The sequence below is a fragment of the Neobacillus niacini genome (assembly GCF_046591715.1).
GTDB classification, from domain to species: Bacteria; Bacillota; Bacilli; order Bacillales; family Cytobacillaceae; genus Neobacillus; species Neobacillus niacini_L.
In genome coordinates this window covers 881,069-893,219 of record NZ_JAWVNQ010000001.1, presented here as the reverse complement: position 1 = coordinate 893,219, position 12,151 = coordinate 881,069, and the positions used below count along the sequence as shown (strand labels likewise).

Below are 12,151 nucleotides of genomic sequence, written 5' to 3'. Positions count from 1 at the left end.
ATTCTATTATCACAAAGGAAGATTTCAATGAAGAGAAATGCATTGCCTATCTTTATAGGATTGACATTGTTAGCGGGCTGCCAAGACACTATTCCTAATAATCAAACAAAGTTATCATCAGAACAAAAACAAACGGAGACAACGAATAAAGCTGAAACAAATAGTACATTCCCTTATCCAAATCTATTATCTGACAGAGAAGATTCCTATTCACTTCTAGCTATCGGGGATAATGAAAATCCTATCGAAGATAACAAAAAGATTACAGACAAAGTAAATGATATATTAAGTCTTCCAGAGCTTGAAATGACTCAAGAAGCTTACCCTGAACTTAATATTAAATCAGCACCTCTGTATATCCTATTTGACCAAACTGGTGTGGTTTACCAAGCAAAGAATCTTAAAGAGCTCACAACGTACCTAGAAAAAAATTAATACAAAATTAAAAACCAGAACCTAGTGTCTGGTTTTTAATGTTTTGTTTTAATCCATTGATAATATAAGATTAATATCGTTTGGCAAACAAGGTAAAAACAAAAGGAATAAATGATTTGATATCCATTCTTATAATGAAAGACACCCAACTTATGATTTATCCACTCAAAGCAAACTGAAAGGAAGGCACCTGCCGAAATATATAGGAAAATATTTTGAATACGTATTTGAAGCCTTTTATAAAAATATAGAAAAAAATAGCCAAATGGCGGGTATAAGAGATACACCACAAGATCCATTATGGTATATTCAGGTCCATCCAAAATATCATAGTAGTCAAACGGGAATACCGCAAAAGAGTTATCCATGATACTTGGAACCGTTAAACTAAAAAGGATAATAAGAATGATCAATTGCTTAGAAAATATTTTTGGCAAAATGATAAAGCTTCCCCATGAGATAATTACTGCAGCAATGACAAAATAATCATCCATACCAAATCCCTTTTCAGTCAACAGCACGATTTTCACCCCCAGAAATTTTATCCAGCTTTCTGAACCATTTTAAAGTAAATAGTAAAAGGAATAGTAAAATTGAATAATAGATAAAAGTGCAAAAAAGATTCCATTGCTTATATGTGTACATACCACTAATCACGTTTATAGAATCCATTAATAGTATTATTAAAATAAATAATGAAAAGAATCGGATTTTCCTCTTGTTACGATCTATTAATAATGTAAAGCAGGTTATCAGTAAGGGAACAAATATATTTTTGAAAAGTAGTAAAGCAATAAAATGAGGGATATCAGTCGAGAATTTCATAAATTTAAGAGTATCGAACAACCCAGCATATGTATGGGTATTAACAAGACAGCTTAGTAATAAGAGAAGAGTGATTTCATTTATAGTTGCCTGCTTTTGAATTCTGTTAAATATAAATAGTACTAAAAGCAGCCAGCTTATGAAAAAGTAAAAGGTTACAATCATGAATACTTCTCTCCTATTTCTCGACAGCCATAATAATCCACTTAAAGTGAATTGTTGACGTTTTTTAGTATATACATTTATGATGATTACTATAAAAATTAAGGAGGCTTTTACATGTCTGCACTCGTGTTTATGGCACTTTATCGTCCGAAACCAGGAAAAGAGAATGAATTAAAAGAAATCCTAAATGTACATATCCCCGTCCTTAGAGAGGAAGGTTTGATCACAGACCGTGAATTATTAACACTTCAAACAGAGGATGGTACAATCATTGAAATAGCAGAATGGAAGTCTAGCGAGGCAATTGACAAGGCACATCAATCTGAAAAGGTAATGGCAGTATGGAATCAAATTGCTTCTGTAGCTGAACTGACAAATCTCTCATCCCTAGCGGAAGCGCAATATCCCTTTCCAAATTTCAAAGCCATTTAGGAACAGTAATTTAATGAGTACAAAAAAACACGAGATTCCTAATGTGAACTCTCGTGTTTTTTTTGAGTGACCATAAATACTCCTCTTTTCACTTTGTGTCACTCCAAACAACAAATTTGTTAGTTTGTAAAAATAAATTCTGTCCTGCTGCCGGTTTGGCCAGCAATGACCTCTAATCTTATATCTATTCGTTCCTTAAGCTCCGGAACATGGGAGATGATTCCGACTAAGCGTCCACTGCTTTGGATATCCATCAACGCTTCAATTGCCTGTTCAAGTGATTCAGGGTCAAGCGTCCCAAAGCCCTCATCAATAAACATCGTTTCTAATGAAACGCCGCCCGCATAGTTTTGTACGACATCTGCCAGCCCAAGAGCTAATGAGAGAGAGGCTTTAAAGCTTTCTCCGCCAGATAATGTCTTTACATGGCGCTCTTGACCCGTATATTGGTCAAAGACCAGAAGTTCTAAACCACTTTGAACATTCCCTTTCGAACGATCTGTTTTTCTTAAAAGTTCAAATCGTCCTGCGGTCATTTTCCTTAATCGAACATTTGCCTCCCGCAAAATATCATCTAGGAAAGCAGCAAGAACATAGCGTTCAAATGTAATTCGATACGTATTCTGTCCTTTCGCAATTTCGTGAAGATGTCCTATTAACTTATATCGTTCCTCCAACACCTTCATTTGCTCATTGATTCTTTCGACATTGCGATAAATCTCAAGATTGTCCCGCTTCTTAACAAACAGGTTTGTCCGCTGATTGGTAAGTTCATCAATTTCATGGGCTAGACTGTTTAAAGCAGCCTTTAAACCGTCAACATCTGGCGCCTTTATATCTTTTAGTAGCTCAGTCAATTCCTTTAAACGGTCTGAAACAGAACGCAGCTCTTCACGATAACTGCGGATTTGGCCTTCAAGATTCCGAATTTCGGCTTCACTTTTTTTAGCTCCATGATATTCCCCATAATTAATAAAACCTTGCTCGCTAAGTCTATTAACAAAGAGTTCTTTCTCTATTTTCAACTCATTCTCTTTGCTAGAATGGTGCTTTAATGCATCCTGTAATCTAGCTGTTTCTGAGGATTGTTTTTCTTTCACTGCTTGGAATCGCTGCTTCGCATCCTCAAGCCTTCGCACTAACATTTCATGATGTTTCTTTGTATTCATTAGTGCTGACTCATAGGCTGCCTGCGTGCGAAGATTTTCTGGTATTACCTTCATCATCCTAGTTAAATTCGTTTTATTCTCCGTAAACTGTACCGTCAACTCTGATACATGAACAGAATGCTCTTGAATAGCCCTTTGTAATTCTGTTTTTTCCTTTTCGTTCTTTTCTAGTTCAACGTCAATTTGATCTAGCATTTTTATTTGACCAGCAAGGACTTTTTGGGCATCAAGGACTTTATTTTTATTTGAAATCAATTCAGTTTTTGTCAGTTGTAAATCTGATTCCTTAAAATCAATACGAAAAGATTGAATTTCATTTAAAATCTCTTCACATTTTTCCCGCTGTGCATTTTCAATTGATTGGCTTTCAAAATACTGTGATTCTGCTTGTGATTTCTCTTTTTCTAAAAGAACTGCCTGCTGCTTGGCTGCTTTTAGGTCCTCTTCATTTGGAATCGTCGCTTGATTTGACGATGCAGGAGATGGATGATGCTCCGAGCCGCAAACCGGACAAGCCTCACCATTCGTTAGTCTTGCTGCAAGAAGCGCTGCTTGACCATGAAGCCATTGATTCTCCATTTCTTCAACAAGTGACTTTGCATCCAAATACCTAGCAGTTGTATTTTTGAACCTATCGGACTTCACTTTAAGATCTTGTACCACTTTTTTATGACGTCCAAGGTTAAGTTCATATTTTTCCAGCTTTTCAAGCTCGTTCTGCATTTTTTCAATCTGACGTTCATTTTCCAGATATTTTAGCTTACCCTTTTCAATAACAATCTTTTTGTCGTTTAGGGCTTTGATTCGTTCCCCTAGGCTGATAAAGTTATTTTCTGCCTTCAGATGCTTATCTTTGGAAGCATTAAGCGAATTTTCCACTTTTTGTGACTCCTTTACTAGCTCAGCAAAGGAGTATACATCGTCCTTCATATTTATTAATTGATTTATAGCTTCTAATGCTTTTTGCCGTTCACCTTCACGCTCTTCTTCTGCCTGGTACAATTGCTCAGATTGCTTTGTAAGGACATCTAATTTTTCAATTTCGTCCTGTATAGAATTTACATTTCCCTTCAACTGGTCCAATTCACGCTTTAGACGATGGCATAGCTCTTCTTGCTGTGCAAGTAATGCAGCTTTATGTGCTAGGTGTACCTGCTTTTCTTTATCCGCAAAAACCTCCGTTTGAGATTCAAGTTGAACTTTTTCTGCTTTTAACGATTCTCTTGTTTGAAGTTGTTTTAGTATTGTTTCCGCTTCAAATAATTTCACTTTTAAGGAGTCTTGTTCCTGCTCTTTTTCTTTCAATTTCACAACCAATTTTTCAAGCAGGCTCTCCATCCCACTGATTTCTTCCTGTAATAAAGGCATCATAATTAGATCGTTAACGCTGTCTGCTTGTAGATATTCTTTAAGCTCATCATTTGTTACAGCGTGAATACGTCTTAGGTTCTCATTTCTAGTTTGAACCTGCATTTCAACAGAATTCTTTAATTCTGTTGATTCTACTTTCAGCCTGTCTTCCACCATTTTATAAATTTGTGTATGGAACAGCCGCTGTAAAATCACTTCTTTATCCTTACTGTCGGACGTTAATAGCTTACGAAATTCACCCTGGGGTATCATTAATATTTGGCGGAACTGGTTGCTGTCAATTAACATAATTTCTTTTATTTTTTCATCTACCTCGTTGATTTTGGCAGCCAATAATTTCTTTTCACCTTTATCATCCCAGCCGTACAATTCCGCCTTTGCCGGTAAAGTAGTAAAACCTTCACCCTTTTCCTTCTTTTTTGGCTGTTGAGGCAGACGAGTAATCGAATAAACTTTATTACGGATAGCAAAGTCAAGAGAAACCTCTGTTACCAAATCAGGTCTTGCAAATTGGCTTCGTAATTCAGGCCCATTACGGTCTTCACCACTTGCCTTTCCATAAATCGCATAACTAATAGCATCAAATATCGTAGTCTTCCCTGCTCCTGTTTTACCAGAAATAACAAACATTGTACGATTTCCAAGCTGTGCGAAATCAATTGTTTCAATATCTGCATAAGGACCAAATGCCTGCATAGTTAGTTTTAATGGTTTCACTTTGCACCCTCCTCACGTAACACATTTCCAATCACATCAGCCATTACTTCCTTTTTATCGGTAGAAAAATCAAGCGTAGTCATTTCCTTATAAAATTGTTCAAATAAGTCCAGCTCTGATTTTTTCTCGTTTTGAGTGATGTTAATTGACTGCTTTTTCTTTAAATCAGTAATATCTATTTTTCGTTCTAGATGTAATACGTTCGGGTATACCTGACGCAGTTTATTAATCGGATCAAGGAGTGCACCTTCATCCAGCAAGGTAATTTTCAGGTAATCATTTAATTTTTGTTTTTCATAAAAATAAGGATCTAGCAGCTCCTCGAGATGCCCTTCGAGTTCACGCATATCATGTGTAGGATTCAAGGAACGCAAGCGGTGAGAGAAATTTCCTTTCTCATCCATTTCTATAATGGAGATTGATTTATTTTGCTTTGCTTCTGAAAAGGAATACTTTAATAGAGAACCGGAATATTTTACTTTATCATGTTTAATAGCATCCGGACTGTGGAGATGACCTAGTGCCGTATAAGAAAATGGTTCGAATAGCTCAGCTCCCACACAACCAGATCCCCCAACGGATAAAATGCGTTCGGAGTCAGAAGTCTGCCCGCCAAGGACAAAGGCATGTCCTACCAACACATTGGGCTCATTGGGATTCAAGTTTTTCTCCATCTTTCCAATCAATGCTTTCATAGCATCCTGATGGGAGTGTATCGAATCATCACTTAGAAGCTGGCGTACCATTCCTGGTTCTGCATATGGAACTAAAAAGAAATTGACTCCATTAATCTGGACTGGCTTTAAGCTATCTGAAAGTTTACCAGATAAGTAGAATTGGCTATGCTTATACCAAGAGCTTCCAAATGACAGACGTTCAGCGCTATCATGGTTTCCAGCAATCGCAACGACTGGCGTTTTTAGCTCTACATTGATTTTGAACAGGATTTCATCTAACAATTCCACTGCGTCAGTTGGCGGCACTGAACGGTCATACAAGTCACCAGCTATCACAACAGCATCGGGCTTTTCCTCTGCGACAATATTGATAAATTGATTTAGTGCTTCACGCTGGTTTTCTGTCATATAGACACCGTGCACTAACTTACCTAAATGCCAGTCAGCAGTATGGATAAATTTCATTTACGTCACCCCATCTTTTTTAACTCATAGATACTATTATAGCAAAATATCATCTTAAATGAGGATGGAAAACTAAGCAATTACAGGTAATACTGGGGGAAGATAAATTTCATTCCCATCAAAAAACAGCCCGGCACATTGGCCGGGCTGTTAAATCATTAGCTTCATAAATTACTTCTTAGTTACGTTAGCAGCTTGTGGTCCACGAGCACCTTCAACGACTTCGAAAGATACTTCTTGACCTTCTTCTAAAGTTTTGAAACCTTCAGTTTGGATAGCGGAATAGTGAACAAATACGTCGTTTCCATCTTCAGCTTCGATAAATCCGAAACCTTTTTCAGAGTTGAACCATTTTACTTTACCGTTTTTCATGTAAAAAAATCCTCCTATTGGCTTAGATTAAGCCATGTGTAAAATTCACCAAATTACAACGTGATAGCTTTACTTCCACTTTCTTATCCAAACTTGAACAAGCTTTGTAACATAAATCTAATCTCGTGCAACGGCTGTCTAAAATTTAACATTTTTCCGATTCACTGTCAATAAAGTGATATAGACAAAAGCCTACAAAATTCGGGATTCTCAAGGCTTTTATGCTGTTTTTTCTGCATTACTTTTGGTGGGGTTTACCGCTTGGAATTGTAACCATAACTTGATTCCTATCAATCTTGCCAAATTTACATTTTATATCTTTTAACACATCCTTAATGAGTAATTCTAAACCAATATAGGTTAGGGAAGGAAAGTTAGCAAAAAGCTTTTTGACTTCCCATTTCAGTTCATTTTCCCCGCAAATACTATGACGATTAATCTCATCCACTTCATCCTTGATAATAGCAAGCTGTTTTTGTTTTTCATCCAAAGGCAAGAGTTCGAGTGCATCCAGCCTCGTAAGGAACTCGACTGACTTCTCAATCTTCAACTTGACTTCATCATAAACGTCCTTTGCAATGATTTGGTTCTTGTATTTAAATTCATTTAACTTCAAAGCGGAGTCATAAGTAGCCTTTACAATCTCCTCTCTGGTCATGCTATTGGTTTCGTAGCTCAGCATGTTTTTCCATGATGGCTGCTTCATTGCTTCACGGAAGTCTTCTAGTCTATTGCAGAACTTTTTATACCCGTATTTCTCTGGATTTTCAAAGGCCGGACTGCCAGGGTCAAGAAATGGCGAAAGTGGTGCAACAAAGTAGGAAATATTCGGAGCTCCGCCGCACTCTTTGTGAATATTTTCACAAAAATCAACATTTCTCATCGCACTTTCATACGTTTGATTGGGTATCCCCGTCATGAAAAATAAATCAATTTTGGCACAGCCTTGTTTCAATGCAAATTGGAGCATTTCAATTACCTTCGCATTTGTACATGGCAGTTTTCCATTATATTTGCGAATTTCTTCATCCGCAGATTCAAGGGTAAGCTCAATACTATATTTTGGTATGGCCTTATTCAAGCGTTCAAAAAACTTTTCATCACCATAATTAAATAATTCAAAGACTAACTCATTCTTCAGCTTCATTTTAGATAAGCCATCGAGGAACTCATCAACATAGTCCTTTCCGCCTTGTCTTATATCATTTAAAAGAAAGATTGGTGCTCGGGTGAACCTTTGAATTAAAGTAATATCCTCTAACATTTTTTGAGGCGACCGCATAACCAATTTCTTCCGATTGCAGTTTAGCTCATAAGCATCTTTAGAACCGCCGCAGATTAAACAGTTATAGTTACAACCCTTTGATGTTAATATTGCTGTATTTGGATACCGCATCCACCCCTTATAAGGCAGTGGATCTAATAGATTAAAATATTTAAAAACCGAACCGATTATATACCGATAACCTGGTAAATTAAACTCATCAAGATTATCTGGTACATAGGTAATCTCATTATAAAAATATTGATTATGCCGCTTCCAGGTAAGATTTGGGATATCGTGGAATCCGGTAACATCCTTTTTCTCTAATTTATTCAGCAGCATTAGGATTAATTTTTCAGTGGTATCACCGCGGACAACAAAATCAATCCATGGATATTCAATTAATTCTTTGTGAAAATAAGTACTGGACAGCCCGCCAAACATTACCGGGGTGTCAGGATGATATTTCTTAACAATTTTAGCCAGCTCTACACTGCCGTGTGCATGTGGCAGCCAATGAAGGTCGATCCCAAATGCCTTTGCCTTCAAATTTTTTATTTTTTTCTCTACATCAAATTTTGGATTTAAAAGCATTCGATTAGCAATATTTACAATCTTCACTTTTAGCCCATAGCGTTCAAGATAATCCCCAATACTCGTTAACCCCACAGGGTACATTTCAAAAACTGGAGAAGATGGAACCACATCACTGATTGGACCGGTAAATAGCATTTCATTTCTGAAATCGTAAACTGTTGGCGGATGCAGCAGTACCAAGTCGTAAATCATTTGATCACTTCCTACATTTCTTATATTTGGTTACACCTCTATAGTAATATAGAAATCAAGGAAAAAGATGGTACAAATATTACAATTAATTGATAGTTATGAAAACAAGATTTTCCCAGGGTTAAACATAAAAAATAGCCGAAGAAAATTATTTCTTCGGCACAGTGACTACTTCTTCATCTTCATCTCTAAACTTATCCAATATCGTGATCGTATCAACTAAGTGATTGTTAAATATCTGACGGGCTACAGCTAATAGCTCAACAATCATTGGATCCTTTAGGGTATAAATAACTTTATTTCCTTCTTTGGTACCTGTAACAATATTCTTTGCCCGCAAAATCGTTAACTGCTGCGAAACAGCAGAGCCTTCACTGCCAACCAGGGTTTGAATTTCATTAACATTTTTATCCCCTTCTGCTAGCAGCTCCAAAATACGGATTCTTAAGGGGTGTGCAAGTGCTTTGAAAAATTCCGCTTTAAATTGCTGCATTTCAAGATTCAATCCATTCACTTCCCTAATTCTATTCTAGAAAGTAGCCGAGAGCTTCTGTTTGCCGCTTTCTATTACCTCTTGTGCCGAGAGTTTCTTACACTCTTTAAATGCGAAGTGTTTACAGCCAAGACATTTATTACGATCCAATTCTGATAACGCAAACTGAATGGCGTCACCCGTGTGTGTAAAGAAATGCTCTTGACCAATCACATCATATAAACCCGTACTAATCAAAACATTTTTAGGCTGTTCGTTTATTCCCGATATAATTACTATACCATTTTTTGAAAAATGGGACACGATACTAGCTAAATTGGCTTCACCAGTGGTATCCATAAAAGGAACCCTGCTCATTCGCAAAAGAAGAATCTTAGGACGATAGTTTATCGTATTCATTATCGAAGTTTCAAAGGTTTGTGCAGCTCCAAAAAATAGTGGACCACTAACATTATAAATACTGACTTGCGGACAATCATGTGAATCAGATACGATTTGAGTCTCGACCTTTCGATGCTTATGCTCTAGGTTTGGCAATGCCTTTCTTGTTGTCATCAATTTGCTCATTCTCATTGTAAAAAGGATGGCAGCCAACACCAAACCGACTTCAACCGCTGTTGTTAAATCTACAAAAACCGTTAATAAAAAGGTCACGACTAAGACGAGTGAATCAGTCGATTTTGTTTTTAATATGTGAACAAATACCTTCCGTTCACTCATATTCCAAGCTACAACCATTAATATCGGTGCCATACTCGCAAGAGGAATATAAGATGCAAATGGAGCAAAAAACATTAATACAAGTAAAACTACGATCCCATGTATGATCCCTGATAATGGAGATACTGCCCCGTTTTTTATATTCGTAGCCGTCCTGGCAATGGCCCCTGTGGCCGGTATTCCTCCAAAGAGAGGTGTTACCATGTTGGCAATCCCTTGACCAATTAGTTCCTTGTTACTGTTATGCTTACTATTGGTCATACCATCTGCCACGACTGCTGAAAGTAAGGACTCAATCCCGCCAAGCATAGCAATGACAAATGCTGGTTTTAATAGAGTAATAATCATTTCAATGCTCAAGTCAGGTATTTGGAGCTTTGGCAGCGAACTTGGAATCTGTCCGTATGCACTTCCTATCGTTGCTACTTGACCTGGATAAAGCAAGGTTGCAATCATAGTTGAAACAACTAATCCTATTAGTGGACCTGGGACCTTAGGAGCAATCCTGGGAGTCAGTATAATGGTTGCTAAACACATGAATGCTGTTAGGATGCTTAAAAGATTAATAGTATCAATGTGAATGATAAGTTCGTTTAAATTGTTGATAAATTCTTCGTGTTTTTTTATCCCCCTCAACCCTAGGAAACTAGCAATTTGTCCGGTGAATATGGTGATTGCTATCCCTGTTGTGAATCCAATGGTTACAGGTCTTGGGATAAATTTTATTAATGATCCCATTTTGAAGATTCCCATTAAGAGCAGCATGATACCAGCTAAAAAGCCTGCTATTAACAAGTTTTCGTATCCGTACGTCATAACAATGCCAAATAAAATTGGAATAAAGGCACCGGTTGGACCGCCTATTTGGTACTTTGAACCTCCAAATAGAGAAATGAGGATTCCGGCTACAATTGTTGTGTAGATTCCATATTCCGGCTTCACCCCTGAAGCAATTGCGAAGGCCATCCCTAGAGGAATAGCAATTACACCGACAATGAGTCCTGATAGGACATCCTTTGGTACATTTCTTAAGGAATATTGATGGAATCTTTTGTCACTAAACATATGAACCCTTCTTATCTTTTAAATTTGTATATCTGATTATTTGAATATAGAGGAATACAGATTAAGAATCAAGACATTTGTATTAATTTTTCCAAATTACTTTTTGATAACATTTATGCTAGCGCTTTCATTGGGTGGATTAAAATAAAAAAAATTTTCCAGTTGTATTTAACTCTGGCACTGTGTTATATTAATTGAGCGATGAGCTGAATTGTGTAAGCCGAGAAACATTCCTTTTGGAGCGCACTATGTGGAGTGTGGTTTTTCGCCTCAATACGCAAAAAGACGTCTTGCTATATGCAGACGTCTTTTTTTATGTTTAAATTAGCACTTTTTCCTTGAATCTTATAAAATGGAATTATAAGGGAGTTTCGATAAAAGGAGGGAAAAAGATGAATAATCATGAAATTGATTACAAGATTTATGGCGATGATATGCAGTTTGTTGAGGTGGAGCTAGATCCTCATGAAACCGTTATTGCTGAAGCAGGAAGCTTTATGATGATGGAAGACGACATACATATGGAGACCATTTTTGGAGATGGTTCTGGCAGCTCAGGCGCAGGTGGACTTATGGGTAAATTATTCAGCGCTGGTAAACGGGTCATTACTGGGGAAAGCTTGTTCATGACCGCATTTACTAACCAGGGTCACGGCAAAAAACATGTCTCCTTTGCCTCGCCCTACCCTGGTAAAATCATTCCTATGGATTTAAGTGAATTAGGCGGAAAAATCATTTGTCAAAAAGATGCTTTTTTAGCAGCTGCTAAAGGTGTTTCCGTTGGAATAGAATTCCAGCGGAAAATTGGCGCTGGATTTTTTGGCGGTGAGGGCTTTATTATGCAAAAGCTCGAAGGCGATGGTTTGGCTTTTGTTCATGCTGGTGGAACCATTACCAAAAAGGAGCTCCTCCCTGGTCAAACATTGCGGGTAGACACAGGATGTCTGGTGGCGATGACCAGTGGAGTCGATTATAATATCGAAATGGTTAAGGGTGTAAAAACAGCTCTTTTCGGCGGAGAAGGCTTGTTTTTTGCGACACTTAAAGGACCAGGTTCAGTTTGGATCCAATCCCTGCCTTTCAGCCGGCTCGCCAGCCGTGTCTTTGCAGCTGCGCCACACCGCGGTGGAGATAAGGGAGAAGGCAGCATTGCAAAAGGAATCTTTGATATCTTTGGCGGGGATTAAAGGAG

The 12,151-nt window shown here is 37.5% G+C and carries 11 protein-coding genes; 3 read left to right on the top strand and 8 right to left on the bottom strand.

Annotation, left to right across the window (positions count from 1 at the left end):
* Positions 1–27: 27 nt before the first annotated feature.
* Entirely contained in the window at positions 28–435 is a 408-nt protein-coding gene (locus tag SFC47_RS04345) for a hypothetical protein (RefSeq protein ID WP_411253010.1), read from the top strand.
* Between the two features lie 35 nt (positions 436–470).
* Here the strand turns inward: SFC47_RS04345 and SFC47_RS04340 are convergent, their stop codons facing one another.
* Both SFC47_RS04340 and SFC47_RS04335 read right to left on the bottom strand, forming a co-directional pair.
* Positions 471–956: a hypothetical protein gene (locus SFC47_RS04340; RefSeq protein WP_411253009.1), complete on the bottom strand. Its 486-nt coding sequence runs from the start codon at positions 954–956 to the stop codon at positions 471–473.
* Complete coding sequence (locus tag SFC47_RS04335; RefSeq protein WP_411253008.1) at positions 943–1,425, bottom strand: hypothetical protein; 483 nt, start codon at positions 1,423–1,425, stop codon at positions 943–945. The genes SFC47_RS04340 and SFC47_RS04335 overlap by 14 nt, the downstream gene beginning before the upstream one ends.
* 114 nt (positions 1,426–1,539) lie before the next feature.
* Here SFC47_RS04335 and SFC47_RS04330 point away from each other — a divergent pair, with 114 nt between their 5' ends.
* Positions 1,540–1,857 carry an antibiotic biosynthesis monooxygenase gene (locus SFC47_RS04330; RefSeq protein WP_411253007.1) on the top strand — a complete coding sequence of 106 codons (318 nt, stop codon included), beginning with the start codon at positions 1,540–1,542 and terminating at the stop codon, positions 1,855–1,857.
* Between the two features lie 119 nt (positions 1,858–1,976).
* Here SFC47_RS04330 and SFC47_RS04325 read toward each other — a convergent pair whose 3' ends face one another.
* From SFC47_RS04325 to SFC47_RS04300, 6 genes are all read right to left on the bottom strand, one after another.
* Positions 1,977–5,114 carry an SbcC/MukB-like Walker B domain-containing protein gene (locus SFC47_RS04325; protein WP_411253006.1) on the bottom strand — a complete coding sequence of 1,046 codons (3,138 nt, stop codon included), beginning with the start codon at positions 5,112–5,114 and terminating at the stop codon, positions 1,977–1,979.
* Complete coding sequence (locus tag SFC47_RS04320; RefSeq protein WP_411253005.1) at positions 5,111–6,256, bottom strand: exonuclease SbcCD subunit D; 1,146 nt, start codon at positions 6,254–6,256, stop codon at positions 5,111–5,113. The genes SFC47_RS04325 and SFC47_RS04320 overlap by 4 nt, the downstream gene beginning before the upstream one ends.
* 171 nt (positions 6,257–6,427) lie before the next feature.
* Complete coding sequence (locus SFC47_RS04315; protein WP_007083969.1) at positions 6,428–6,628, bottom strand: cold-shock protein; 201 nt, start codon at positions 6,626–6,628, stop codon at positions 6,428–6,430.
* Positions 6,629–6,866: 238 nt separating this feature from the next.
* Positions 6,867–8,681, bottom strand: coding sequence for a TIGR04190 family B12-binding domain/radical SAM domain protein (locus tag SFC47_RS04310; RefSeq protein WP_411253004.1), 1,815 nt, complete (start codon positions 8,679–8,681; stop codon positions 6,867–6,869).
* Positions 8,682–8,829: 148 nt separating this feature from the next.
* Positions 8,830–9,186 carry an ArsR/SmtB family transcription factor gene (locus SFC47_RS04305; RefSeq protein ID WP_411253622.1) on the bottom strand — a complete coding sequence of 119 codons (357 nt, stop codon included), beginning with the start codon at positions 9,184–9,186 and terminating at the stop codon, positions 8,830–8,832.
* 24 nt (positions 9,187–9,210) lie between these two features.
* Positions 9,211–10,959: a SulP family inorganic anion transporter gene (locus tag SFC47_RS04300; protein ID WP_411253003.1), complete on the bottom strand. Its 1,749-nt coding sequence runs from the start codon at positions 10,957–10,959 to the stop codon at positions 9,211–9,213.
* A gap of 392 nt (positions 10,960–11,351) precedes the next feature.
* On the opposite strand from SFC47_RS04300, the gene SFC47_RS04295 reads away from it, so the two are divergent.
* Positions 11,352–12,146 (top strand): TIGR00266 family protein, encoded by a 795-nt coding sequence (locus SFC47_RS04295; protein WP_411253002.1) that lies wholly within the window; start codon positions 11,352–11,354, stop codon positions 12,144–12,146.
* Positions 12,147–12,151: the final 5 nt, after the last annotated feature.